Genomic DNA, 23,629 nt, shown 5'->3' with positions numbered 1-23,629 from the left:
GGTCGCGCGCACCGTGCGCACGATGACGCCGTCCGAACCCAAGCATACGCAGGCGATGTCAGCCAAGAAAACAGCCGCATCCGCACTCACCGGCCTCCTCGGGGCCGCCCTCCTCGCCCTCGCCAGCGCGCCGGCCGCCGCCAGCGGCGCCTCCGGCTCGGTCACCGCGACCGCCGAGCGCGACTACGGCAGCCAGGCCCGCGACATCGCACGGCTGGCCGAGCGCGTGGTCGAGGCCGCGCGCATTCCCAGCATCGGCATCGCCGTGGTCCAGGGCGACCGGGTGCTGGTGCAGGACGCGTATGGCGTGACCGACACCGTCAGCCGCCAGCCGGCCGGCCCCGACACCGCCTACCGCCTCGCCTCGCTGTCCAAGGCCTTCGCCGGTGCCGTCACCGGCCAGCTGGTGCAGGAAGGCGCGCTGAGCTGGGACACGCGCCTGGTCGACCAGCTGCCCGCGTTCAAGCTCAAGGACCTCGAGGGCGCGCAGGCGCTGACCGCGCGCGACATCCTCAGCCATCGCGTGGGACTCCCGCACAACACCTACGACCGCGACCTCGAGGCCGACGAGCCCTACCAGGTGCTGGCCAACCGTCTGGCGACGGCGCCGCTGGCGTGCAAGCCCGGCGACTGCTACGCCTACCAGAACATCGCCTTCAGCCTGATCGGCGACCTGGTGTTCGCCGCCACCGGCGACTTCTACTCGCACCAGGTCGAGAAGCGGATCTTCCACCCGCTGGGCATGTACACCGCGACCTACGGCCGCCAGGCGCTGGAGAACACGCCGAGCTGGGCGCGCCCGCACGTGCGTGGGCGCGGCGGCTGGGTGCCGGTGCGACCGAAGGAGTCCTACTACCGGGTGCCGCCGGCGGCCGGCGTCAACGCCAGCCCGCGCGACATGGCGCAGTGGGCGATCGCGCAGCTCGGCCATCGACCGGAGGTGCTGCCGCCTGCCGTGCTCGAGGAAACGCAGCGCGCTCAGGTGTCGACGCCCAGCGAGATCAGGCACACGCCGTGGCGGCACGAGCGCCTGCGCGACGCGCACTACGGGCTCGGCTGGCGGATCTACGACTACGCCGGCCACAAGCTGGTGTTCCACGGCGGGGCCGTACAGGGCTACCGCACGCTCATCGCGCTGCTGCCGGACCGCGACGTCGGCATCGTGGTGCTGTGGAACAGCGAGAGCGCGGTGCCGACCGGGCTGATGCCGACCTTCATCGACAGCGTGCTGGGTCTGCCCGGGCGCGACTGGGTCCAGGTCGACCGCGTGCGCCGGCGCAATCGCTGAAGCGGGGTCGGGAGACTACGGTCAGGCGGCGCGGAGGCGGACGCGGCTTCGCGGACTGCATGGGACAGCGGGCCGGCGCGCGGGAATGACCGGAAAAGCTCCCTCCCCGCCTGGGCTGCGGGGAGAGAGTCGGACTACGGCAGTCGGGGTCCGCTTCAGAGCACCGGCGCGACCGGGGTCGGCGGGAGCATCGGAGCGGGAGCGGCCTTCTTCGTGGCCTTGCGGGCAGCCGGCTTCTTGGCGGCCGTCTTGGCGGCCGTCTTGGCGGCCGGCTTCTTGGCGGCGGTCTTGGCGGACGCCTTCTTCGCGACCGGCTTCCGGGCGGCGGTCTTGGCGGACGCCTTCTTCGCGACCGGCTTCTTGGCGGCGCTCTTGGCAGAGCCCTTCTTCGCCACCGACTTCTTGGCGACCTTCTTCGCCGCCGGCTTCTTGGCGGCGCTCTTCTTGGCCGCGGCCTTCTTCGCCACCGACTTCTTGGCGACCTTCTTGGCAGCCGGCTTCTTGGCTGCGGACTTCTTCGCGACCTTCTTCGCGACCTTCTTGGCGGCCGGCTTCTTGGCTGCGACCTTCTTGGTGGTCTTGACGGCCTTCTTGGCGACGACCTTCTTCGTCACTTTCTTGGCCGCCGCTTTCTTGGCGGACTTCTTCGCGGCTTTCTTGGTAGCCATGGTCAACTCCTCGTCAGTTGGCTTTCGGATTGCCCAGTACTGGTAAAGCGAAACAACCGGCGCGGAGGAGCCGGCTGGACACCGCGACGACGTCGCGGTCACCGCCCGCGGCGTCGAACGCCGCGATCCGGATCGATGCATCGATCGTCGACCACCGCCCGCGACCATGGTCGCGAACGCCCCCCCGACTGGCCGACACGAAAACGCCCACGCCGAACTGGCGAGGGCGTCGGTCGATCGATGCGTGCGATGCGTTTTTGCGAGGGAAAGCTGCTCTGCGATCCACCGAAGATGCATACCGGATGGACCCGTACTCGAATGCCCTCGTCGACGTCTTGCTCAAGCTCACTCGTCTGCGCGATCGCGTTGTTGCGGCGAAACCTAATCAGGGGGTCAGACACTGTCAACAAGTTTCAGCGCGCAAAGCCGCGCCACTGCGGGCTTTGCGGGCCGATGCCGATGCGCCTGCAGAGCAGCGCGGGCGATGCCTCGCTCCCGGCGCATCGTCCCGCGCATCCGCATGATGGTCTGAAAGCCTTGCTGCACAAGGCTTTCAGCCAATGCGCCGCACGCCGCACCGCCATCGCGCGAAGGTGCGATGCATGCTTTGCACGCATCCGTCGCGTTCGCCTGCACCTCGCATCGTCGATCGCTGCTCGGCAGCGCGAACACGCGTTTCGCACGCCCGATGCGCACGCGGAACGATACGAATGCGCGGACTGCGCAAACGAAACGCCCGCGTCGCAGCGAGCGACGCGGGCGTCGATGGGCGATGCCGCGATGCGCTCAGCGCAACGCGTCGGCCAGCAGCGTGGCGAAGCGGTCGAGGTCCTCGGCGCGCTTGGTCTCGGTGGTGCAGACCAGCAGCACGTCGTCGCGCCCTGCGTAGAAGTCGCCGAGCGCGACGCCTGCCACCACGCGCTGAGCGGCGAGCCGTTCGACGACCTCGGCGGCGGGCTTCGGCAGGCGGAAGGCCGTCTCGTGGAAGTGCTCGCGCCCGGCGAACAGCGGCTCGACGCCCGGGATCGCGACGAGCCGCTCGCGCAGCGCCGCGAGGTTGGCCAGCGACCGCTGCGCGACCGCCGCCAGGCCCTGCGGTCCCAGCAGCGAGAGGTAGATGGTCGCCGCGGTGACCAGCAGACCCTGGTTGGTGCAGATGTTGGAGGTCGCCTTGGCGCGGCGGATGTGCTGCTCGCGCGCCTGCAGGGTCAGTGCGTAGCCGTCGCGGCCGTCGACGTCGACGGTGCGGCCGACGATGCGGCCCGGCATGTTGCGCACCAGCTCCTTCTTGCACGCGAGGAAGCCGAAGTAGGGCCCGCCCGAGGACAGCGGCACGCCCAGCGGCTGGCCGTCGCCGCAGACGATGTCGGCACCGCGCCCGCCCCACTCGCCCGGCGGCTTCAGCAGCGCCAGCGACATCGGGTTGACCACCGCCACCACCAGCGCGCCGGCGGCGTGCGCGGCGTCGGCGAGCGCATCGGCCTCCTCCAGCACGCCGAAGAAGTTCGGCTGCGGCACGACCAGCGCGGTGTAGTCGCCCTCGACCGCGGCCAGCGTCGCCGCATCCAGGCAGCCACCCGGGCACGGCAGCTCGACCACCTCGATCTGCTGCAGGTCCAGGATCGCGCGCACCGTCTGCCGGTAGGCCGGGTGCACCGACTCGGGCACCAGCACGCGGCGCGCGCCGCCCCGGCGCTGGCTACGCTCGGCCATCAGCAGCGCCTCGGCCAGCGCGGTGGCGCCGTCGTACATCGAGGCGTTGGAGACGTCGGTCGCGGTCAGCCGCGTCAGCATCGTCTGGTATTCGTAGATCAGCTGCAGCGTGCCCTGGCTCGCTTCGGCCTGGTATGGCGTGTAGGCCGAATAGAACTCGCCGCGACCGACGATCTGCCACACCGCCGCCGGGATGTGGTGCTCGTAGGCACCCGCGCCGGCGAAGTTGAGCTCGACCTCGTCGGCGCGCGCACGCTCGCGCATCAGCCGCGACACGTCCATCTCCGACAGGCCCTCCGGAACCTTCTCCAGGGAGCGGACCTTGAGCGAGGCGGGGATCTCGTCGAACAGCGCCTCGATGTCGTCCGCGCCGATCGTCGCGAGCATCTGGCGGACGTCGTCGTCGGAATGGGGAATGAAGGGCATGGGTCAGGAATCTCGTTGGTCGCGGAAACGACGACGGCCGCCAGGCGGCCGTCGTCGGGAAAGTGCGGGATGACGCCGAAGGTCAGTGGTCGTCGTCTTCCAGGAGCTCGGCGTAATCGTCGGGCGACAGCAGCTCGTTGACGGCATCGGCCTCGTCGGTCTCGACGACGAAGATCCAGCCCTCGCCGTAGGCGTCCTCGTTGATGGTCTCGGGCTTGTCGGTCAGCGCGCTGTTGACCGCGGTGACGGTGCCGCTGATCGGCGCGTAGACGTCGGAGGCGGCCTTGACCGACTCGACCACGGCACAGGCGTTGCCGGCCTCGACGCGGTCGCCCACGTTCGGCAGCTCGACGTAGACCAGATCGCCCAGCAGGGACTGCGCGTGGTCGGAGATGCCGACGGTGACGTGGCCGCTGTCCTCGACGCGCGCCCATTCGTGGGATTTGAGGAACCTGAGGTCGCCGGGGATCTCGCTCATGCGCGGTGCTCCTGGAAAGGGGTCGTGGGGCGGCACGGGGCCGTGCGCCGCGGATTGTATTCGGAGAGCCGATCCGTACGCGACCGTCAGCCGGGCCGGTACGGCGCGCGTCCGCTGGCGATCGCGTGCTCGAGGAGGTCGAGCCGGTCCTGGCCCCAGAAGGCTTCGCCATCGCGGACGTAGCCGGGCACGCCCGGCAGGTCCAGCGCGATCGCGTCGCGGGTGTTGGCGTCCAGCGCGGCGCCGTGTCGGGGGTCCTGCGCGGCATCGAGGATCGATTCCACCTCGGCGATGCCGGCCTGGGCGAGCAGGCCCTCGAGCACGGTGCGGTCGGCGATGTCGAGCTCGTCCGCCCACAGTGCGCGCAGCACCGCGAAGACGAACTCGCCCGGATCGTGGCCGGCGTCGAGGAGGGCGAGGATGCAGCGGTCGGCGTGCTCGGCGTCGACCGGATAGAACTTCGGCGCCAGGTTCAGCGGCAGCTCGCGGAACGCGCGCCAGCGCTGCAGCTCCAGCAGGCGATAGCGCTGCCGCGCGGGCGCGCGCTTGCCCAGCGGCAGGCCGCCGGTCTCCTCGAACTGGCGCAGCAGCCGCACCGGCCGGTAGCGCACGGCCACGCCCTGCCGCTGGGCCAGCGCCAGGAAGGCGCGATGCCCGAGATAGGCGTACGGCGACATGCAGGTCAGGAAGTAGTCGAGCGCGGGCCGGGCGTTCATGACAGCACGCCCGGCTGCGCCTGACCGTCGCGCACGAACGGGAACTTCGCCACCCGCACCGGCACCTCGCGTCCGCGGATGTCGACACGCACCGCGCCGAGTTCTCCGGACGGCACGCGGGCGAAGGCGATGGCCTTGCCCAGCGTCGGCGAGAAGGTGCCGGACAGGATCTCGCCCTCGCCGGCGTCGGTGAGCACGCGCTGGCCATGGCGCAGCACGCCCTTCTCGTCCATCACCAGGCCCACCATGCGACGGGCGCCGCCGGCCGCCTTCTGCGCCTCGAGCGCGGCGCGGCCGTTGAAGTCGCGGTCGCCGTCGAGCGCGACGGTCCAGCCGAGCGCGGCCTCCCACGGCGACACGCTCTCGTCCATGTCCTGGCCGTAGAGGTTCATGCCCGCCTCCAGGCGCAGCGTGTCGCGCGCGCCAAGGCCGGCGGGCGCGACACCGGCTTCGCGCAGCGCATTCCACAGCGCCACCGCATGGCCCTCCTCGACCACCACCTCGAACCCGTCCTCGCCGGTGTAGCCGGTGCGGGCGACGAACAACGGACCGAAGTCGCTGCCGACCTCGGCCGCGGCGAACTTGCCCAGCGCCTCGACCGCAGCGCCTGCGTCCCCGGGCAGCAGGCCGATCACGGCCGCACGCGCCTTCGGGCCCTGCACCGCGATCATCGCCAGCTCCGGCCGCTCGCGGACCTCGATGCCGAACGGCGCAGCCTGCGCCTGGATCCAGGCCAGGTCCTTGTCGCGGGTGGCGGCATTGACCACGAGGCGGAAGCTGCGCTCGTCGCGGTAGTAGACGATCAGGTCGTCGATGACCCCGCCCTGCTCGTCGAGCATGCAGGTGTAGAGCGCCTTGCCGGCGACCTTGAGCTTGTCGACCGAGTTGGCGACCAGGCGGCGCAGGAACGGTCGCACCTGATCGCCCGTCAGGTCGACCACGGTCATGTGGCTGACGTCGAACATGCCGGCTGCGCGCCGCACCGCATGATGTTCGTCGAGCTGGGAGCCGTAGTGGATGGGCATGTCCCAGCCGCCGAAGTCCACCATCTTCGCGCCCTGCGCGCGGTGGGTGGCGTTGAGGACGGTCTGCTTGGGCATGGGGCGCTCCGGCGGCGTGGGGAGCAGGCAAGTATGCGGGTTCGCCCGGGCCGAGCGGGAGCCGGCCGTGGATCGGAGTACGGGCCGCCGCCCCGCGGGGTTCCGGACCCGGGGCCGGCCTTCGGGGCCGGCGCGCGGCGTTCCGGGTCCTGCGGCCGATCCTCGGCCCCGGCCCCGGGCAACGCTAGGAGGCAGGCTCCACCCGCAGCGCGCCGTCTTCGACGCCCACCACCCGCACCCGCGTCGCGGCGGGCAGGTCCTCGCCGACGACGGTCCAGAACGCGTCACCGATCTGCACGCGGCCGCGGCCGTCGACGATGGCGGTCTCCAGCGGCACCACCCGGCCGACGAGCTGCTCGGCGCGGCGGTTGAGCAGCGGCCGGTCGCTCGGCCGCTCGTTGCGCATGAACCAGGTGCGATAGACCCAGGTCGAGGCGGTGGCCAGGCCCACGAACACGATCGCCTGCCAGACCCAGTAGATGTCCGGCACGACCAGGGTGATCGCGAACATCGCCGCCGCGGCGATCCCGAACCACAGCAGGAAGGCGCCGGGCGCGAGCGCCTCGGCGCCGAACAGCGCCATCGCCAGGATGATCCAGAACAGGCTTTCCCCGCGCACGCCTCAGCCCTCCGGCATGAACCGCGCGCGCGCCGAGGCAGGAGGCACGTCGCCCGGCTTGGCCGTGGCGCCGGCCTCGCCCAACGCGGTGCGCGCGAGTTCGGCGATGCCGCCGAGCGAGCCGACCACGCCCGAGGCCTCCATCGGCATCAGCACGAACTTCTGGTTCGGCGCTTCGGCCAGCGCCTTGAAGGCCTCGATGTACTTCTGCGCGACGAAATAGTTGATGGCGTTGACGCTGCCCGCGGCGATGGCGTCGGAGACCATGGCGGTCGCCTTGGCCTCGGCCTCGGCCAGGCGCTCGCGCGCCTCGGCCTCGCGGAAGGCCGCGTCCTTCTTGCCCTCCGCCTCGAGGATCGCCGCCTGCTTCTCGCCCTCGGCGCGCAGGATCTCCGACTGCCGGTGGCCCTCGGCCTCCAGGATCACCGCGCGGCGCTCGCGCTCGGCCTTCATCTGCCGCGCCATCGAATCGATGAGGTCGCGCGGCGGCTGGATGTCGCGGATCTCGATGCGGTTGACCTTGAGCCCCCAGGGGTTGGTCGCCTGGTCGACCACGTTCAGCAGCTGCGCGTTGATGACCTCGCGGTTGGACAGCGACTCGTCCAGGTCCATCGAGCCGATCACGGTGCGGATGTTGGTCTGGGTCAGCGCGATCATCGCGATCTCGAGGTTGGCCACCTCGTAGGCGGCCTTGGCCGCATCCAGCACCTGGAAGAACACCACCCCGTCGACCTTCACCGCCGCGTTGTCCTTGGTGATGACCTCCTGGCTGGGGACGTCGAGCACCTGCTCCATCATGTTCATCTTGCGGCCCACGGCCTGCACGTACGGGACCAGGAAGTGCAGGCCCGGGTTCATCGTGTGCGTATAGCGGCCGAACTTCTCGACCGTGTATTCGTAGCCCTGCGGCACCATGCGGATGCCCTTGAACGCGGTGATCACCGCGAACACCACGAGCACCCCGACCAGTACGGTCATCATCTCCATCCCCTCGATCTCCCCCGGCACCCCTGCCGTCAGCTCGCCGAGTATAGGCCGCGGCGGAACGACCGGAGCCGCGGCAGAACCCGGGTGCCCGCCCGGACCGGAAGTCGCCTCGCCCACGCCGCCCGGCGGTGTCGTCCGGTGCGCAGACTGCAGCAGCGGCGCAGCGGCGGCCCGGACGGGCGATCAGTCGGCGGTGAGCCGGAAGTCGTCGTCCTGGCAGGTCGCCGATGCATAGGTGCCCGCCACGTTCGCTTTCATCGGGGCACCGGCGCCCAGGTCCACGGCGTTCTCGGTCCGGTAGCTGGTCGCGGTGTAGCTGCCGGTCATGCGACTGGTCATCGCCCCGCCCCCTTCGCTGGCGCAGCGCAGTGCCAGGTCGATGCGACCTCCGGCGACCTCGTCCCGCTCGATCGTGCAGCCCTCGGCGATCTCGCCACGCAGGAAACTGCCGGAGGCCGCCTGTTCCGGGAGGACGCACATGTAAGCGGTCTGCCGCTGCCCATCCTCGAGCGTGCTCTCGACCTTCCAGCGACCCGGCTGGATCGCATCGGGCGCTGCACCGGCGGACGGCTGCCCCGCCGCCTCGGAGCCACCGCCGGAGAGCAGCACGAGCATCACGGAAAGGACAGGTACGCGCATGACCGCTCCGGCAGATCCGCCTGGAGGCGCAACGTAGCAGCGGGGGCGGGGCGACACCATCGGCGCCGACGGGCGGACAGGCGCGGCGCCGGCTGCCTGGCGCGGGATCCTCCGCAGCCGACCAGACCGGCGGCGCCGCGCGAAGGTGGCGCGGGCCAGCGGGCGTCGACTCCAGTCCTCATGCTGCGCGGTGGGCGCCCATGCCGGACCGGCTCGAGCGCGGCACCGGCAGGGCATCGCGCATGCGCCGACAGGGTCCGGACGACGCGCGTCGAAGAAGCGCGCGTCGCGAATGCGGCGGGCGGACGACGCGGAGCGCGCTCCCGTGCCCCGTCCGTCCCGGCGCTGCCGGCTACTTGGTCAGGATCAGCTTGTCGTTGCGCGTGTGGCGCAGGCGGTAGACCTGGCCGGCGTGCCGGATCAGCACTTCGCGGCTGCCCTTGAGCAGCAGCCCGCTGTCCAGCTCGCGGTCGATGGCGTCGAGGTCGACCGGTGCGGCACGGGAGGAGAGATCACGATGCGGGAGCGGCGGCAGGGTGTGGAGGGGCATGGACGGATCCTCGGCTGCATCGGCGATAGGGACATTGAATGCTAACGATTCGCATTTGCCTGTCAACGCCGCCCCGTGCCGACGCGACGAACGGCACGAACGCGGACGTGGAACCCGTGCCGCGTGCCGCCCGGGCGGTGGGCACCACGGGCGTCGTGAAGACCGCGTCGCCACGCCTTGCCCGGCCGCCGGGGCTGTCTTAACCTGCCGCGTCGCGCTCACCGGCGCACGTCTTTCGCTGCCGGCGCCGAGCTGCCCGGTGCTGTCTCCGACTCGGGAGTTCCACGCGCGCATGTTCCAGATCCTCTTCGGCCTGTTCGGCCTCGCGGTGCTGCTCGGCATCGCCTGGGCGTTCTCCGCCAACCGCCGCGCGGTCGACTGGAAGCTGGTCGGCATCGGCGTGGTGCTGCAGCTCGTCTTCGCCTGCCTGGTGCTGCTGACGCCGTTCGGCGCGAAGGCCTTCGGTGCGCTCTCGCAGGGCTTCATCGCCCTGCTCGGCTTTACCCAGCAGGGCGCGAACTTCATCTTCGGGCCGTTCGCCCAGCCGGAGCTGGTCGGCACCGCGATCGCCAGCGGCCAGGGCGAGACCGCGCCCGGCGCCTGGCAGGCCTACGGCTTCATCTTCGCCTTCCAGGTGCTGCCGACGATCATCTTCTTCGCCTCGCTGATGAGCGTGCTCTACCACGTGGGCGTGATGCAGAAGATCGTCGAGGCCATGGCCTGGGTGATCCGCAAGGTGATGCGGGTGTCCGGCGCCGAGACCCTGGCGACCTGCGCCAACTGCTTCATCGGCCAGACCGAGTCGCCGCTGGTGATCCGCCCGTTCGTGGCGACGATGACCCGCTCCGAGCTGCTGACGCTGATGGTCGGCGGCATGGCGACCATCGCCGGCGGCGTGCTCGGCGCCTACGTGGCCATGCTCGGCGGCGGCGATCCGGAGCGGCAGGCCTTCTTCGCCCGCCACCTCATCACCGCCAGCATCATGGCCGCGCCGGCGACGCTGGTGGTGGCCAAGATCCTGATGCCGGAGACCGAGCGCCCGCTCACCGAGGGCCACGTGCGCGTGCCGATCGAGCGCACCGCCACCAACGTCATCGACGCCGCCGCCGGCGGCGCGGCCGACGGCCTCAGGCTGGCGCTCAACGTCGGCGCCATGCTACTGGCCTTCGTCGCCCTGATCGCCCTGGTCGACGCGCCGATCGGCTGGCTCGGCCAGGTCACCCAGCTCGACACCCTGATCGGCCGCGAGCTCAGCCTGTCGGTGATCCTGGGCTACGTGCTCGCGCCGATCGCATGGGTGATCGGCGTGCCGCTGGACGACTCGGTCGCGGTCGGCGGCCTGATCGGCACCAAGGTGGTGCTGAACGAATTCGTCGCCTACGCCGACCTGCAGCGCATCCAGGCGACGCTGTCGCCGCAGGCCACGCTGATCTCGACCTACGCGCTGTGCGGCTTCGCCAACTTCTCCTCGATCGCGATCCAGATCGGCGGCATCGGCGGCATCGCGCCGGAGCGCCGTGGCGAGCTCGCCCGCCTGGGCCTGCGCGCCGTGCTCGGCGGTTCGATCGCGACGCTGATGACGGCCACCATCGCCGGCGTGCTGTCGCAGCTGGCGGGCTGAACCATGCGTGGGCGGGTGGTCGTCGCCGGGTCGTTCAACCAGGACTTCGTCTGGCGCGTGCCGCGCTTCAACGCCCCGGGACAGACGCAGCTCGGCAGCTTCGCCAGCGGCCCCGGCGGCAAGGGCTCGAACCAGGCCATCGCCTGCGCCCGCCTCGGCGTCACGACCACCTTCATCGGTGCGCTCGGCGAGGATGCGATCGCGCAGCAGGCGATCGCACTGATGCAGGCCGAGGGCGTCGACGCGCGCTGGGAAGGCCATCCCACGCTCGCCAGCGGCAGCGCCGCGATCTGGATCGACGCCGCCGGGCAGAACATGATCGTGGTCGATCCGGGCGCCAACCTGGCGCTCTCGGCTGCGCACGTCGAAGCGCAGCGCGAGGCGATCGCCGCCGCGCGCGTGGTGCTGACCCAGCACGAGATCCACCCCGACGCCACCCGGCGCACGCTGGAGCTCGCAGGCGAGGCCGGCGCCCTGCGCATCCACAACCCCGCGCCGGACGTGCCGGCGGATGCCGCCGCCCCGCTCGCGCTCGTCGACGTGCTCACCCCGAACGAGAGCGAGTTCGCCGCCCTGCTGCGGGCGCACTGCGGGCTCGACATCGATCCCGACGCGCTGCATGCGCTCGCCGATGCCGAACTCCACGCGCTGTGCCGGCGCCTGCCGCCGCCGAGCCTGGTGCTGACCCTCGGCGCACGCGGCGCCTTCGTCTCGCACGCGGACGCCGGGCAGGACGGCGGGCCCTGCCACCGCGTCCCCGCACGCGCGGTCGACGCCACCGACACCACCGGTGCCGGCGACGCCTTCAACGGCGGCCTCGCCGTCGCCCTTGCCGAAGGCCGCGCATTCGCCGACGCCGTCCGCTTCGCCACCGCCGTCGCCGCCCTGCAGGTCCAGCGCCCCGGCGCGGCCCTGGCGATGCCGTTGCGGGACGAGGTGGAGCGGCTACAGGCTGAAGGGCAGGAAGCGGGAACGGGGAACGGGAAACTGAAGCCCGGTGCATCGGGGAAGACGGTCCTCGACCGACCGCTTTGACGCACGCGCCAAGCCTCCGGAAACTCCCAGTTCCCAGTTCCCAGTTCCCAGTTCCCAGTTCCCAGTTCCCAGTTCCCAGGTCCCAGGTCCCAGGTCCCAGGTCCCAGGTCCCAGGTCCCTGTTCCCTGTTCCCGATTCCCGATTCCCGATTCCCGACTCCCCCTTCCCGCTCCACCCAACCCCATTCCCGCCCCACCCCCATGCACCTCGGCCCCCACCCCATCGCCCCGCGCGTGATCCTCGCGCCCATGGCCGGCGTCACCGACAAGCCGTTCCGGCTGCTGTGCAAGCGGATGGGTGCGGGGCTGGCGGTGTCGGAGATGACGACGGCCGATCCGCGCTTCTGGGACACGGCCAAATCGCGGCACCGCATGGACCACGAGGGCGAGCCGGCGCCGGTGAGCGTGCAGATCGCCGGCACCGAGCCGGAGCAGCTGGCGGCCGCGGCGCGGCACAACGTCGCGCACGGCGCGCAGATCGTCGACATCAACATGGGCTGCCCGGCGAAGAAGGTGTGCAACGCCTGGGCCGGCTCGGCGCTGATGCGCGACGAGGACCTGGTGCGGCGCATCGTCACCGCCGTGGTCGCGGCGGTGGACGTGCCGGTGACGCTCAAGATCCGCACCGGCTGGGACGCGGCGCACCGCAACGCGCCCGCGATCGCGCGCATCGCCGAGGATGCCGGCATCGCCGCGCTCACGGTGCACGGGCGCACCCGCGACCAGCACTACACCGGCTCGGCCGAGTACGACACGATCGCCGCGATCAAGGCTGCGCTGTCGATCCCGGTCATCGCCAACGGCGACGTCGATTCGCCGGAGAAGGCGGCCCACGTGCTGCGCCACACCGGCGCCGACGCGGTGATGGTCGGCCGCGCCGCGCAGGGCCGGCCGTGGATCTTCCGCGAAATCGCGCACCACCTCGCCACCGGTGAACGCCTGCCGCCGCCGTCGGCGGCAGCGGTCGGCGCCATCCTGATCGGCCACCTCGAGGCGCTGCACGCCTTCTACGGCGAGCGCATGGGCGTGCGCATCGCGCGTAAGCACCTCGGCTGGTACGCCAAGGACCGGCCGGAGAACGCCGGCTTCCGCGCGGTCGTCAACCGCGCCGAGAGCGCGGACGAACAGATCGCGCTGACCCGCGACTACTTCGAGCGCCTCGCCGCGATCGAACCGATGGCCGCCTGAGCCGCCGGCGCCGAGCGTGCATCGCGTTAAGGTGGCCGGCCGCGCTCCGCCATGGAGCGGCCGAACGGATCCCGCCGCAATGCTCTTCGTCCGCTGCCTCCTCCTGCTCGTCGTCGTGCTGATGCCAGCAGGCGCCGCGCTGGCACAGGCCGACGCGCCGTCGGATGACGCGCGCACGCTGGTGGTGGGGATCAAGCCGGCACCGCCGTTCGTGATCGAACGCGGCGACGGCTACGCCGGCCTGTCGATCGACCTGTGGCGGGAGATCGCCGCCGAGCACGGCTGGCGCTACGAGTTCCGCAGCTACGACCTGCCGGCCCTGCTCGGTGCGGTGAGCGCCGGCGAGGTGGACGTCGCCATCGGCGCGATCACCGCCACCTCGGCGCGCGAGGAGCGGATGGACTTCAGCCATCCGATCACCAGCTCCGGCCTCGGCGTCGCCGTGCGCAGCCAGCAGAGCGCCGGCTGGGTCGCGGTGGCGCGCGCGTTCTTCTCGCTGGCCTTCCTCAAGGTGCTGCTCGCGCTCGGCGCCCTGCTGCTGGCGATCGGCACCCTCACCTGGCTGTTCGAGCGCCGCCGCAACGCGGCGCAGTTCGGCGGCACGCCCGCGCGCGGCATCGGCTCGGGCTTCTGGTGGGCGGCGGTGACCATGACCACGGTCGGTTACGGCGACAAGGCGCCGGCGACGCTCGGCGGACGCATCGTCGGCCTGCTGTGGATGTTCGCGGCGCTGATCATCGTGTCGACGTTCACCGCCGCGATCACCAGCGCGCTCACCGTCGGCCAGCTCTCGACGCGGATCCGCAGCGCCGACGACCTCGCCACCGCGCGCGTCACCAGCCTGGCGGCGACCACCAGCGCGCAATGGCTGCAGCGGCGCGGCTTCGCGTTCGAGGAGACGCCCGATCTCGACGCCGCGCTCGAGCGGCTCGGCACCGACGCCACCGACGCGGTGGTCTACGACGCGCCGCTGCTGCGCTGGACCATCGCCCAGCGCACCGGCAGCGCGCTGGAGGTCCTGCCGCTGACGCTCGAACGCCAGGACTACGCCTTCGCCCTGCCCACCGGCAGTCCCCTGCGCGAACCGCTCAACGAGGCCCTGCTCGCGCGCATCAACGCGCCGGACTGGAACCTCCGCCGCGCGCGCTACCTCGGCGACGACAGCGACTGAGCGCTGCGCTCGGTTCCCGGCGCCTGCGCCTGCGGCTCGTGCCAGATCCGCGTCCATAGCGCGTCGAAGCCGCCGCGCATGCGCATCGAGGCGCGTAGCTGTTCCGGCGGGATCGCCGTCCACGCCTCCCCGTCGCGGCGTGCGACGGCGAAGCGGAAGGTGTAGTCCGGCTCCTGGCCCATGCGCAGGTCGGACAGGACCAGGCGCCCCTCCTCCACCTCGGCCTTCTCGAAGCCGTGGTTGAACCAGGTCAGGCGCCGCACCGCAGGCACGTCGCGGGCCGCGGCGAGCGCGGCGGTATCCGAATCGTGGCGGCGGAAGCGCATCGGGCCGGCGTCGGCGACCAGCGAGCGTTCGCCCTCGACGAACCCGTCCGGAGTCATCGCCACCACCCGCCACAGCAGGGTGTTGAACGGCGTCGGCACCGAGAAACGCGGCGCATCGCCCAGCCCCTGCGCGGCCAGCGCGCGCGAGGCCGCGGCGTCGACCATGGCCTTGGCCGCCAGCGACCAGCCCAGGTAGGCGCTGCTCAGCACAGCGCCGGCCAGCAGCGCGCGGTGCGCGAGCCGCCGTGCGCCGGCGAAGGCGGCGATCGCGACACCGACGAGCAGCGGCAGGGTGTAGGCCGGGTCGATGATGAACACGCTCGAGCCCATCACCGGCCGGCTCGGGATCGGCCAGAACAGCTGCGTGCCGTAGACGGTGAACGCGTCCAGCAGCGGATGCGTGAGCAGGGCGAGCATCACCGCCGCCAGCCAGCGCCGCGGCGCCTCGCGCACGCGTTCGGAGAACCGCGCCAGCAGCGCCCAGGCGAGCCAGCCGACCAGGGGCAGCACGAGAAGCGAATGCGAGGGCCCGCGATGCCAGGTCATCCGCAGCACCGGGTCGTCGACGAGCATCAGCGGCAGCGCGTCGAGGTCGGGCAGGGTGCCCAGCACCGCGCCGGCGACGAGCGCGGCACGGCGATGACGGGCGGGCACCGCGAGGGCGGCGACGGTACTGCCGAGGACGATCTGGGTCAGCGAATCCATCCGCCCATGCTACGCGGGGATGGTGCCCGCCGGCTCAGGCCGCGGCGGCGTAGGCGCGCTCGGCGCGCCGCGGCGCGACCTCGGCGAGCGTCTCGTCCAGGTGGGTGACCAGGCGCAGGCGACCGTCGGGCTCCTCGACCAGGGCGGTCAGCGATTCCACCCAGTCGCCGTCGTTGGCGTAGACCAGGCCGTCGGTCTCGACCAGTCCGGCTCGGTGGATGTGGCCGCAGACGATGCCGTCGAGCCCACGCCGCGCGACGTCGGCGAGCCCGGCGTCGACGAAGCGCCCGATGTAGCGCTCGGCCGCCTCGCTGCGGCGCTTGAGGAAATCGGCCAGCGACCAGTAGCGCAGGCCGAAGCGGCGGCGCAGGCGATTGGCCAGGCCGTTGCCGGTCAGGATCCACTCGTACAGCCAGTCGCCGATGCGCTCCTGCAGGCCGCCGAACTGGGTCAGGTGGTCGTAGTCGTCGCCGTGCACCACCAGCAGCCGACGACCGTCCGCGGTGGTATGGATCGCGCGCCGGCGCACCTGCGCGCGCGGCAGCAGCAGTCCGCACAGGCGGCGCGCGGCGCGGTCGTGGTTGCCGGGGACGTAGATGATTTCGGTGCCGCCGCGGGCGAGCGCGTCGAGCGCCTCGACCACGCGCTGCTGCGCCGCACCCCAGGCCGCACGGCGCTCGGCCATCCACCACAGGTCGACCACGTCACCGACCAGGTAGAGCCGGTCGCAGCGCAGGCGCCCGAGGAAGGTGGCGAGCTCGGCGGCGTGGCAGTGCCGCGATCCCAGGTGGATGTCGGAGACGAAGACGGCGCGACGGCGCGGCGGAAGGACGGCGATCGTGGTCATGCGGCGATTCCTGGAGCGGGCTGGCCGAGGTAGCGGCTGCGCTTGCGGGGCTTGAGGCGGGTCAGGTCGAGCTCGATCAGCCCGTCGATCGCATCGCTGAAGGCGGCGTCGACCCCGAAGGCGAGGAAGCGGGCGCCGCCCGGCTCGCACAGGTCGACGTACTGCCTGTAGAGCATCGGCAGCGCCGCACCCTGTGCGGCGAGATTGGCGCGGAGCACGCCGAGCGCGGTGTCGGCGTCGAGCGGCCCGAACTCCGGCGGCGCCTCGCGGTAGGCGAAGGGATTGAGCGGCCGCGCGTGGGTTTCGCCGTCGCCGTGGTAGCGCGCGTAGTAGGCGACGATCTGCTCGCGTGCGGCGACCGGCAGCGCCGCGCTGATCGACACCGAGCCGAACAGCCAGCGCACGTCCGGATGCCGCGCCAGCCACGCGCCGATGCCCTGCCACAGGTAGTCGATGCTGCGACTGCCCCAGTAGTCCTGCACCATGAAGCTGCGCCCGAGTTCGACCCCTTGGCGGATCCGCGCCTGCATCGCCGGCGCGTAGTCGAACAGCGACGCGGTGTAGAGGCCGGCGAGGCCGCGCGCCTCCAGCACCCGGCCGCCGTGGGCGACGCGATACGCGCCGGCCACGCGCTGCGCCGCCGCGTCCCACAGCACGATGTGCTCGTACCAGGCGTCGTAGACGTCGAGGTCGAGCGCGCGCAGGGTGCCCTCGCCCACCGCGCGGAAGGTCGCCTCGCGCAGGCGCCCGACCTCACGCAGCAGCGGCGAGCCCATCGCCAGCCGGCCGGCACGGATCTCCTTGCCGTCGAAGGTGCGCCCGAGCAGCGCCAGCGCCGCGACGTGGCGACGCAGCAGCGCCGGCTCGACCGCGGCGGCCAGCGGAGCCGGCCCGGGTGCCGGGCGCGTCTCGCGCCGCGTGCCGATGCGGTGCAGCGCACGCCGCACCTCGCGCACCGCCCGCTCGGGCGGAACGCCCTCGGGCAGGTGCATCGCCTCGCCGATCCGCAGCACCACCGGCCGCGCGCGCCGCAGCATCATCTCGCGCGCCAGCAGCGCCGTCCCGGCCGGGCGGAACACCGCCGACACGCCATAGAACAGCGCGGAATTCCGCGCCTCGATCCGCACCGGCAGCACCGGCGCCCCGGAGGCGCGCGCGAAGCGCAGGAAGCCGCGGCGCCAGCGCCCGTCGGCGATGCCGCCGACGCCCAGCCGCGAGACCTCGCCGGCGGGAAACACGATCACGCACTGCTCCTCGGCCAGCGCCGCCTCGATCGCCTTCAGGCTCGAGGCCTGCGGCACGCCGCCGAGCATGCGCACCGGCAGCAGCAGCGATTCGAGGTTGGCGCACATCGTCAGCAGGTCGTTGGCGACGATGCGCACGTCGCGGCGCACGCTGCGCACGTGGTGCAGCAGCGCGAGCGCATCGACCGCGCCGGAGGGATGGTTGGCGACGATCAGCAGGCGTCCGCACACAGGAATGCGGCGACGCTCGACGTGGTCGACGCTGTAGCGCACCTGCAGGAAGTCGAGCGCGGCCTCGAGGAAGGCGTCGTCGCGCAGCCCCGTGCAGGCGGCGAGGAAGGTCTCGATCTCGTCCAGCCGCGACCAGCGCTGCAGGCCGCGGACCAGCGGCCGCGCCACGTGCGCGCGCCGGCCCCGGAACCACTGCGGAAACCGCGCCTCCAGCCGCGCCTCGATCTCCAGCATCGCCCGCTCCCCTTGCGAACCCGACCGAAGCCTGCGGGATCGGAACGACGCGCGCGTTGCAGCCGTGGGTAAGGGCGATGACAGCGCGGGCGGAGCGCGCCTGCGCGGCAACCGCATGAAGGCTTAACGCCCGGCATGCATACTCGAAAACCCGCGTGTATGATGCGCGGCCTTCAAAATCCCTCCATCCGAATCGAGGGATACAACGCATCCGCCCTTCCCTTTCGTTGGAGCAGGCCGAAACCCGATGAGCAGCTACCTCTTCACCTCCGAATCCGTCTCCGAAGGCCATCCCGACAAGATCGCCGACCAGATCTCCGACGCGGTGCTCGACGCCATCCTCGCCCAGGACGCGCGCGCGCGCGTGGCCTGCGAGACGCTGGTGAAGACGGGCGTGGCGATCGTCGCCGGCGAGATCTCGACCAGCGCCTGGGTCGACCTGGAGGCGCTCACCCGCAAGGTGATCCTGGACATCGGCTACAACAGCTCGCAGGTCGGCTTCGACGGCGAGACCTGCGGCGTGCTCAACCTGATCGGCAAGCAGTCGCCCGACATCAACCAGGGCGTCGACCGCAAGAAGCCCGAGGAACAGGGCGCCGGCGACCAGGGCCTGATGTTCGGCTACGCCACCAATGAGACGCCCGACTTCATGCCGGCGGCGATCCACTACTCGCACCGCCTGGTCGAGCAGCAGGCGAAGATCCGCAAGAAGAAGAACTCGCCGCTGCCCTGGCTGCGCCCGGACGCGAAGTCGCAGGTCACCCTGCGCTACGAGGACGGCAAGGTCGCGGGCATCGACGCCATCGTGCTGTCCACCCAGCACGACCCGGGCGTGAAGCAGAAGGAGCTGATCGAGGCGGTGCGCGAGCACATCATCAGGCCGGTGCTGCCCGAGAAGTGGCTGCACAAGGGCACCAAGTTCCACATCAACCCGACCGGCAAGTTCATCATCGGCGGCCCGGTCGGCGACTGCGGCCTCACCGGGCGCAAGATCATCGTCGACACCTACGGTGGCTGGGCGCGCCACGGCGGCGGCGCGTTCTCGGGCAAGGACCCGTCCAAGGTCGACCGCTCGGCCGCCTACGCCGCACGCTACGTGGCCAAGAACGTGGTCGCCGCCGGCCTGGCCGACCGCTGCGAGGTGCAGGTCTCCTACGCCATCGGCGTGGCCGAGCCGACCTCGATCTCGGTGACCACCTTCGGCACCGGGCGCATCGAGGACCACAAGATCGAGAAGCTGATCCGCCGCCATTTCGACCTGCGCCCCTACGGCATCATCCAGATGCTCGACCTGGTGCACCCGGTCTACCAGCAGACCGCGGCCTATGGCCATTTCGGCCGCAAGCCCAAGGAAGTGAGCTACGTCGACGGCGCCGGCAACACCCGCACCGCCACCGCCTTCTCCTGGGAGAAGACCGACAAGGCCGCGGAGCTGCGCGAGGCGGCGAAGCTCGGCTGACCGTCCCCGCGACGGGCATGACCGGAACGCAGAACGGGCCGCGCAAGCGGCCCGTTCTGCATTGTGTCGCGCCCGGCACGACGGCTTCGCAGGAGCGGCTCCAGCCGCGACCCATCCACCCGTCGCGGCGTCAGTCGCGCTCGATCGTCACGTCCAGCGGCACCGCACCGCGGTCGCCGAGGTCGCCGTCGGCGCCCTGCGAGATGTCGAACAGGCGCTGGGCGAAGCCATAGTCGTCGCCACCGAGGTTGCGTGCCATCGCGACGGCGAAATCCATCGTGCCGTTGGCCAGCATGCCGTTCTCGCCGCCGGCCAGCAGCGCCAGGGCGTCCATGCCGGACTCGTTCGCGGCGGCGGCCGTACGCGTCTGGTCGAGCAGCGCGGCGAGCTGGTCCTCGCTGAACTGCAGCGTCACCGTCTCGCCCGGACGCACGTGGGCGGGACCGGTGGCGCCACCGTTGATCGCCCAGTTCAGCAGCTCGGCATGCGACTGCTCGAGCGCGGCCTCGGCCTCGGCGTCGCTGCGGCCCAGGAGGTTGTCCCACCAGCTCAGATCGACGTCGTGGTCGGTGCTGAGTTCGAATTCGTACGCGCGCTCGTCGACCAGCTCGACACCCTCGGCATCGAAGCGCTGGGTCACGCTCAGCGGCACGTTGCCGGAATACCGCAGGTCCATCGTCACCGCGGACGAGCCGTCGGGATAGGTGGTCCTGACGAAGGCGCCGGTGTTCTGCGCGCCGGCGAGATCCGCCGACAGCGGTCCCAGCTCGAGCTGCAGCCGGGTCTGCGAGGCGTAGTCCAGCTTCTCGATGGTGGCCACGTCGCCGACGCCGGCGGTTTCGTGCGCGACCTCGCCGGTGGCGACGAAGTGCGCGTAGGCGGCCTGGCCGTCGGCGCTGGAGAGGTCGAAGGTCGCGGTCGCCACGGCCTGGTCGCCGAGATTGTCCTGGCGGCCGAGCATGGCGGTGGCGATGTCCGAGCGCAGGCCGACGCCGTTGAACGCCTCCACCGCCGCGTTCGGGCCCATGGTCACCCGCACGTGGTCGGCGTCCACCCGCTCCACCGAATAGCTGGCGCCCGCGGCCTCGGTGACCCGGGTCGCGGTGCCGATGTGGCGGAACGAGCCCGCCAGCTCGCCCTGGACGAAGTTCTGCCCGTCCAGGGTCACCGACGCGCCCTCGGGGATGGTGGTCGGATCGAACGGATTGATGCGCGCGGCGAGCTCGGGGTTCTGGTTCTCGCCGGGCAGGGTGACCTTGTAGCGCGCGCGCCCGCCGGCGCCGGCGCTGGCCTCGCCCTCGACCACGCCGCGGCTGGTGCGGGTCCCGGCCTCGACACCCACGCTCTGGGTGTACTGCACCTCGACCGTGACCTCGGTGTTGCCGTCCTTGTTGGTCTGGCCGAGGGTGACCGCGGTGTCCGCGCGCGCCTCCCACTGCACGGCGGCGGTCTCGGCCTGTCCCGGCGGGGTGGCGATCCGGCTGCCGCCGAGCTTGACGCTGCCGTCGCCGGGATTCCAGGTCAGCGCCCCACCGCCGGTCTGGCCATCGGCGCCGACGGTGTACTCGCTGTTGGACGAGGGATAGGTCGGGTTGAAGCCGGTGTCGAGCGGCTCGTCGACCAGGGCGCTCATCGGCGCGGCCGGGATGGTGAGCGCCGTGCCGGGGTCGATCTGCGGGTCGGGGTGCGCGAGCGCCGGCGGCACGTTGCCGAACACCTGCGGATTCGCCTCGCGCAGGTCGGCCTCGCTGACCTTGAAGCTGCGGGCGATGCTCTCGAGCGAATCGCCCGCCCGCGCCGTGTAGGCCTGGATCTCCGCGCGCGGCTCCGGCGGCGGTGGCGGCGGCGGAAGCGTCGGGCGGGAGGGGGCGAGATCGGGCGGCAGCATGGTGCGCTCGGGGGCGGGGAATGGACGCGAGCCTAGGCAGCGCGGCGGACAGCGGACACCTGGGGCCGACCCGAGGTCATGCCGGCCTCAGGTGCGGCCGCGCCGGGGCGATATAATCGCCGGCCCCGTTCCGCCGAGGGGCGCTGCATGCCACCGCGACCGCGGCCGGCTCAGGCTCGGCGGGATCATCCGTTTCCAACGGCGCCCGCGACGAGTCCACGACTCAATGCACGGAGCTCACCCATGAACGCAGTACCCAAGACCTTCTCGACCGAGGGCGACTACAAGATCGCCGACATCGGCCTGGCCGACTGGGGCCGCAAGGAGATCGATATCGCCGAGCACGAGATGCCCGGCCTGATGTCGATCCGCCGCAAGCACGCCGCCGAGGCGCCGCTGAAGGGCGTGCGCGTCACCGGATCGCTGCACATGACGATCCAGACCGCGGTGCTGATCGAGACCCTGAAGGACATCGGCGCCGACGTGCGCTGGGCCTCCTGCAACATCTTCTCGACCCAGGACCACGCCGCCGCCGCCATCGCCGCGAGCGGCACCCCGGTGTTCGCCTGGAAGGGCGAGACGCTGGAGGAGTACTGGGACTGCACGCTGGAGGCGCTGTCCTTCCCCGACGGCAAGGGCGGCTTCCTCGGCCCGCAGCTGGTGGTCGACGACGGCGGCGACGTGACCCTGCTGATCCACAAGGGCTACGAGCTCGAGCAGGGCGACCGCGGCTTCGTCGACAGCCCGGCCGCCAGCCACGAGGAGCAGGTCATCAAGAACCTGCTCAAGCGCGTCGCCGACGAGCGCCCGGGCTTCTGGACCACCGTCGTGCGCGACTGGAAGGGCGTCTCCGAGGAGACCACCACCGGCGTGCACCGTCTCTATCAGCTCGCCCAGCAGGGCAAGCTGCTGGTGCCGGCGATCAACGTCAACGACTCGGTCACCAAGTCGAAGTTCGACAACCTCTACGGCTGCCGCGAGTCGCTGGCCGACGGCCTCAAGCGCGCGATGGACGTGATGCTGGCCGGCAAGGTCGCCGTGGTCTGCGGCTACGGCGACGTCGGCAAGGGCTCGGCGCACAGCCTGCGCGCCTACGGCGCCCGCGTGATCGTCACCGAGATCGACCCGATCTGCGCGCTGCAGGCGGCGATGGAGGGCTTCGAGGTCGCCACCGTCGAGGACACCCTCGGCCGCGCCGACATCTATGTCACCACCACCGGCAACAAGGACATCATCCGCCTGGAGCACATGCAGGCGATGAAGGACCAGGCCATCGTCTGCAACATCGGCCACTTCGACAACGAGATCCAGGTCGACGCGCTGTACGCCTCGGGCGCCGAGCGCATCAACATCAAGCCGCAGGTCGACAAGTTCGTGTTCGGCAACGGCAACGCGATCTTCCTGCTGGCCGAGGGCCGCCTGGTGAACCTGGGCTGCGCCACCGGCCACCCGAGCTTCGTGATGTCGAACTCCTTCGCCAACCAGACGCTGGCCCAGATCGACCTGTGGGCGCACAAGGACAGCTACGAGAAGCACGTCTACATGCTGCCCAAGAAGCTCGACGAGGAAGTGGCGCGCCTGCACCTGGAGAAGATCGGCGTGAAGCTGACCCGCCTCAGCAAGGAACAGGCCGACTACATCGGCGTGCCGGTCGAGGGCCCGTTCAAGTCGGAGCACTACCGCTACTGATCGCACGCCGGTCAATCGCGCAGCACCACGCCGGGCGCCGCAGGGCGCCCGGCGTCGTTTGCGTCCCGACGCCGCCCTGCCGCGCCGCGACGCCCCGTCCCTCCCGATCCACCGGTCCCGACGCACCACGCATGGCGAAAGCTCCTGAACGGACATCCGTCCCCGGCCCGGTGTTCATCCGCCTGCTCGCGCGGCTCACCGACGCCCGCCTGCCTGCCTCCGGGCCGGCGCTGGCGGACCGGCTGAGCCAGTGGATCGACTGGTCGCGCGCGGTCGCGCTCGCGGGCGCGCTCGACGGCCGCCTGCCCGCGCCCGCCGCGGACGCGGCGGCCTTCGACGAGGACGAGGCGGCGGAGTGCGCGCGCATGCGCCGCGCGCTCGGCGATGCCATCGACGCCGCACCCGAGCTGGCCGCGTCCGCCGGCACTGCCGGGGCGGGCGATTTCGCTCCGTTCCGCCAGCGCCACGTCGCCCTGCAGCGCCGGATGCAGACCGCCACCGGCCAGCTGCGCGGGCGCCTGCGCGACCGGCTCGCCGCGGCGTCGCCGGCGGGCGCGCGCCTGGCCGCGATCGACGCGGTGATGGAGCAGACGCTCAGCCCGCGCGAGCAGGACCTGCTGGCGCAGGTGCCTACGCTGCTGGGCCTGCATTTCGAACGGCTGCGCGGGCCTGCCGCCAGCGGCGGCGCGCGTCCCTGGCTCGATATCTTCCGGCTCGACATGCGCGGCGTGCTGCGCGCCGAGCTCGACGTCCGTTTCCTCCCGATCGACGCGCTGCTCGCGGCGCTTCGCACCCGCTGATCCAGATC

Annotated in this window: 23 protein-coding genes and 1 riboswitch; of the genes, 8 read left to right on the top strand and 15 right to left on the bottom strand. The window is 71.6% G+C overall.

Annotated features, from left to right (window positions below; genetic code table 11):
* Positions 1-55: 55 nt before the first annotated feature.
* Positions 56-1,288 carry a serine hydrolase domain-containing protein gene (locus tag KB893_RS02775; RefSeq protein WP_211927510.1) on the top strand — a complete coding sequence of 411 codons (1,233 nt, stop codon included), beginning with the start codon at positions 56-58 and terminating at the stop codon, positions 1,286-1,288.
* A 155-nt stretch (positions 1,289-1,443) separates the two neighbouring features.
* Here the strand turns inward: KB893_RS02775 and KB893_RS18670 are convergent, their stop codons facing one another.
* From KB893_RS18670 to hemP, 11 genes are all read right to left on the bottom strand, one after another.
* Complete coding sequence (locus tag KB893_RS18670; protein ID WP_211927511.1) at positions 1,444-1,956, bottom strand: hypothetical protein; 513 nt, start codon at positions 1,954-1,956, stop codon at positions 1,444-1,446.
* A gap of 13 nt (positions 1,957-1,969) precedes the next feature.
* Positions 1,970-2,299: a hypothetical protein gene (locus KB893_RS02765; protein ID WP_213173414.1), complete on the bottom strand. Its 330-nt coding sequence runs from the start codon at positions 2,297-2,299 to the stop codon at positions 1,970-1,972.
* Positions 2,300-2,349: 50 nt separating this feature from the next.
* The gene (locus KB893_RS02760) at positions 2,350-2,628 is read right to left on the bottom strand and encodes a hypothetical protein (protein WP_213173413.1); all 279 of its coding nucleotides are present in this window, start codon (positions 2,626-2,628) and stop codon (positions 2,350-2,352) included.
* A 114-nt stretch (positions 2,629-2,742) separates the two neighbouring features.
* Complete coding sequence (gene gcvPA, locus KB893_RS02755) at positions 2,743-4,095, bottom strand: aminomethyl-transferring glycine dehydrogenase subunit GcvPA (protein ID WP_213173412.1); 1,353 nt, start codon at positions 4,093-4,095, stop codon at positions 2,743-2,745.
* Positions 4,096-4,177: 82 nt separating this feature from the next.
* On the bottom strand, positions 4,178-4,573 hold the full coding sequence (gene gcvH, locus KB893_RS02750; protein WP_213173411.1) for a glycine cleavage system protein GcvH: 396 nt from the start codon (positions 4,571-4,573) through the stop codon (positions 4,178-4,180).
* 86 nt (positions 4,574-4,659) lie between these two features.
* Complete coding sequence (locus tag KB893_RS02745) at positions 4,660-5,289, bottom strand: 2-hydroxychromene-2-carboxylate isomerase (RefSeq protein WP_213173410.1); 630 nt, start codon at positions 5,287-5,289, stop codon at positions 4,660-4,662.
* Positions 5,286-6,389: a glycine cleavage system aminomethyltransferase GcvT gene (gene gcvT, locus KB893_RS02740; RefSeq protein WP_211927701.1), complete on the bottom strand. Its 1,104-nt coding sequence runs from the start codon at positions 6,387-6,389 to the stop codon at positions 5,286-5,288. Before gcvT ends, KB893_RS02745 begins: the two co-directional genes overlap by 4 nt.
* Before the next feature lie 184 nt (positions 6,390-6,573).
* The gene (locus KB893_RS02735; RefSeq protein ID WP_377730896.1) at positions 6,574-7,008 is read right to left on the bottom strand and encodes an NfeD family protein; all 435 of its coding nucleotides are present in this window, start codon (positions 7,006-7,008) and stop codon (positions 6,574-6,576) included.
* Positions 7,009-7,011: 3 nt separating this feature from the next.
* On the bottom strand, positions 7,012-7,995 hold the full coding sequence (locus KB893_RS02730) for an SPFH domain-containing protein (RefSeq protein ID WP_211927700.1): 984 nt from the start codon (positions 7,993-7,995) through the stop codon (positions 7,012-7,014).
* 183 nt (positions 7,996-8,178) lie between these two features.
* A complete protein-coding gene (locus KB893_RS02725) occupies positions 8,179-8,610 on the bottom strand; it encodes a DUF3617 domain-containing protein (RefSeq protein ID WP_211927699.1) in 432 nt (143 codons plus the stop codon).
* A gap of 376 nt (positions 8,611-8,986) precedes the next feature.
* Positions 8,987-9,184, bottom strand: coding sequence for a hemin uptake protein HemP (gene hemP, locus KB893_RS02720; RefSeq protein WP_211927698.1), 198 nt, complete (start codon positions 9,182-9,184; stop codon positions 8,987-8,989).
* Positions 9,185-9,476: 292 nt separating this feature from the next.
* Here hemP and KB893_RS02715 point away from each other — a divergent pair, with 292 nt between their 5' ends.
* From KB893_RS02715 to KB893_RS02700, 4 genes are all read left to right on the top strand, one after another.
* Entirely contained in the window at positions 9,477-10,805 is a 1,329-nt protein-coding gene (locus KB893_RS02715) for a NupC/NupG family nucleoside CNT transporter (RefSeq protein ID WP_211927697.1), read from the top strand.
* A gap of 3 nt (positions 10,806-10,808) precedes the next feature.
* Positions 10,809-11,840, top strand: a complete 1,032-nt coding sequence (locus KB893_RS02710; RefSeq protein WP_213173409.1) for a ribokinase — start codon at positions 10,809-10,811, stop codon at positions 11,838-11,840.
* 200 nt (positions 11,841-12,040) lie between these two features.
* Positions 12,041-13,027 carry a tRNA dihydrouridine synthase DusB gene (gene dusB, locus KB893_RS02705; RefSeq protein WP_213173408.1) on the top strand — a complete coding sequence of 329 codons (987 nt, stop codon included), beginning with the start codon at positions 12,041-12,043 and terminating at the stop codon, positions 13,025-13,027.
* A 79-nt stretch (positions 13,028-13,106) separates the two neighbouring features.
* Positions 13,107-14,198 carry a transporter substrate-binding domain-containing protein gene (locus KB893_RS02700; protein ID WP_211927431.1) on the top strand — a complete coding sequence of 364 codons (1,092 nt, stop codon included), beginning with the start codon at positions 13,107-13,109 and terminating at the stop codon, positions 14,196-14,198.
* Here KB893_RS02700 and KB893_RS02695 read toward each other — a convergent pair.
* Genes KB893_RS02695 through olsF form a run of 3 tightly spaced genes read right to left on the bottom strand, consistent with a single transcriptional unit; the run spans position 14,174 to position 17,785 of the window.
* Positions 14,174-15,229 (bottom strand): metal-dependent hydrolase, encoded by a 1,056-nt coding sequence (locus tag KB893_RS02695; RefSeq protein ID WP_211927430.1) that lies wholly within the window; start codon positions 15,227-15,229, stop codon positions 14,174-14,176. The two genes, KB893_RS02700 and KB893_RS02695, sit on opposite strands and share 25 nt — an antisense overlap.
* A 34-nt stretch (positions 15,230-15,263) precedes the next feature.
* Complete coding sequence (locus KB893_RS02690; RefSeq protein WP_213173407.1) at positions 15,264-16,076, bottom strand: UDP-2,3-diacylglucosamine diphosphatase; 813 nt, start codon at positions 16,074-16,076, stop codon at positions 15,264-15,266.
* Positions 16,073-17,785 carry a bifunctional ornithine lipid synthase OlsF gene (gene olsF, locus KB893_RS02685; RefSeq protein ID WP_211927428.1) on the bottom strand — a complete coding sequence of 571 codons (1,713 nt, stop codon included), beginning with the start codon at positions 17,783-17,785 and terminating at the stop codon, positions 16,073-16,075. Before olsF ends, KB893_RS02690 begins: the two co-directional genes overlap by 4 nt.
* A 247-nt stretch (positions 17,786-18,032) precedes the next feature.
* Between olsF and metK the strand changes: the two genes are divergently transcribed.
* Complete coding sequence (gene metK, locus KB893_RS02680) at positions 18,033-19,244, top strand: methionine adenosyltransferase (protein WP_211927427.1); 1,212 nt, start codon at positions 18,033-18,035, stop codon at positions 19,242-19,244.
* Between the two features lie 130 nt (positions 19,245-19,374).
* On the opposite strand, the gene KB893_RS02675 is transcribed toward metK, so the two are convergent.
* Positions 19,375-21,132, bottom strand: coding sequence for a LysM peptidoglycan-binding domain-containing protein (locus KB893_RS02675; RefSeq protein WP_213173406.1), 1,758 nt, complete (start codon positions 21,130-21,132; stop codon positions 19,375-19,377).
* Between the two features lie 129 nt (positions 21,133-21,261).
* Positions 21,262-21,346, top strand: a riboswitch (S-adenosyl-L-homocysteine riboswitch).
* A 29-nt stretch (positions 21,347-21,375) separates the two neighbouring features.
* On the opposite strand from KB893_RS02675, the gene ahcY reads away from it, so the two are divergent.
* Positions 21,376-22,821 carry an adenosylhomocysteinase gene (gene ahcY / locus KB893_RS02670; RefSeq protein ID WP_211928136.1) on the top strand — a complete coding sequence of 482 codons (1,446 nt, stop codon included), beginning with the start codon at positions 21,376-21,378 and terminating at the stop codon, positions 22,819-22,821.
* Positions 22,822-22,952: 131 nt separating this feature from the next.
* Positions 22,953-23,621 carry a DUF3348 domain-containing protein gene (locus KB893_RS02665; RefSeq protein ID WP_211928135.1) on the top strand — a complete coding sequence of 223 codons (669 nt, stop codon included), beginning with the start codon at positions 22,953-22,955 and terminating at the stop codon, positions 23,619-23,621.
* Positions 23,622-23,629 lie beyond the last annotated feature (8 nt).

Source organism: Coralloluteibacterium stylophorae (genome assembly GCF_018122625.2).
GTDB lineage: Bacteria > Pseudomonadota > Gammaproteobacteria > Xanthomonadales > Xanthomonadaceae > Coralloluteibacterium > Coralloluteibacterium stylophorae.
Note: the sequence above shows the minus strand (reverse complement) of the source record. Positions and strands in the feature narration are given on the sequence as shown.

Excerpts from the sequence above, each read along its gene's own strand:
- KB893_RS18670 (WP_211927511.1), bottom strand. The coding sequence starts at position 1,956 with ATGGCTACCAAGAAAGCCGCGAAGAAGTCCGCCAAGAAAGCGGCGGCC.
- KB893_RS02725 (WP_211927699.1), bottom strand. The coding sequence starts at position 8,610 with ATGCTCGTGCTGCTCTCCGGCGGTGGCTCCGAGGCGGCGGGGCAGCCG.
- KB893_RS02710 (WP_213173409.1), top strand. The coding sequence starts at position 10,809 with ATGCGTGGGCGGGTGGTCGTCGCCGGGTCGTTCAACCAGGACTTCGTC.
- KB893_RS02775 (WP_211927510.1), top strand. The coding sequence starts at position 56 with ATGTCAGCCAAGAAAACAGCCGCATCCGCACTCACCGGCCTCCTCGGG.
- KB893_RS02695 (WP_211927430.1), bottom strand. The coding sequence starts at position 15,229 with ATGGATTCGCTGACCCAGATCGTCCTCGGCAGTACCGTCGCCGCCCTC.
- KB893_RS02665 (WP_211928135.1), top strand. The coding sequence starts at position 22,953 with ATGGCGAAAGCTCCTGAACGGACATCCGTCCCCGGCCCGGTGTTCATC.
- KB893_RS02700 (WP_211927431.1), top strand. The coding sequence starts at position 13,107 with ATGCTCTTCGTCCGCTGCCTCCTCCTGCTCGTCGTCGTGCTGATGCCA.
- KB893_RS02715 (WP_211927697.1), top strand. The coding sequence starts at position 9,477 with ATGTTCCAGATCCTCTTCGGCCTGTTCGGCCTCGCGGTGCTGCTCGGC.
- KB893_RS02730 (WP_211927700.1), bottom strand. The coding sequence starts at position 7,995 with ATGGAGATGATGACCGTACTGGTCGGGGTGCTCGTGGTGTTCGCGGTG.
- metK (WP_211927427.1), top strand. The coding sequence starts at position 18,033 with ATGAGCAGCTACCTCTTCACCTCCGAATCCGTCTCCGAAGGCCATCCC.
- ahcY (WP_211928136.1), top strand. The coding sequence starts at position 21,376 with ATGAACGCAGTACCCAAGACCTTCTCGACCGAGGGCGACTACAAGATC.
- gcvH (WP_213173411.1), bottom strand. The coding sequence starts at position 4,573 with ATGAGCGAGATCCCCGGCGACCTCAGGTTCCTCAAATCCCACGAATGG.
- gcvPA (WP_213173412.1), bottom strand. The coding sequence starts at position 4,095 with ATGCCCTTCATTCCCCATTCCGACGACGACGTCCGCCAGATGCTCGCG.
- dusB (WP_213173408.1), top strand. The coding sequence starts at position 12,041 with ATGCACCTCGGCCCCCACCCCATCGCCCCGCGCGTGATCCTCGCGCCC.
- gcvT (WP_211927701.1), bottom strand. The coding sequence starts at position 6,389 with ATGCCCAAGCAGACCGTCCTCAACGCCACCCACCGCGCGCAGGGCGCG.
- olsF (WP_211927428.1), bottom strand. The coding sequence starts at position 17,785 with ATGCTGGAGATCGAGGCGCGGCTGGAGGCGCGGTTTCCGCAGTGGTTC.
- KB893_RS02745 (WP_213173410.1), bottom strand. The coding sequence starts at position 5,289 with ATGAACGCCCGGCCCGCGCTCGACTACTTCCTGACCTGCATGTCGCCG.
- hemP (WP_211927698.1), bottom strand. The coding sequence starts at position 9,184 with ATGCCCCTCCACACCCTGCCGCCGCTCCCGCATCGTGATCTCTCCTCC.
- KB893_RS02690 (WP_213173407.1), bottom strand. The coding sequence starts at position 16,076 with ATGACCACGATCGCCGTCCTTCCGCCGCGCCGTCGCGCCGTCTTCGTC.
- KB893_RS02675 (WP_213173406.1), bottom strand. The coding sequence starts at position 21,132 with ATGCTGCCGCCCGATCTCGCCCCCTCCCGCCCGACGCTTCCGCCGCCG.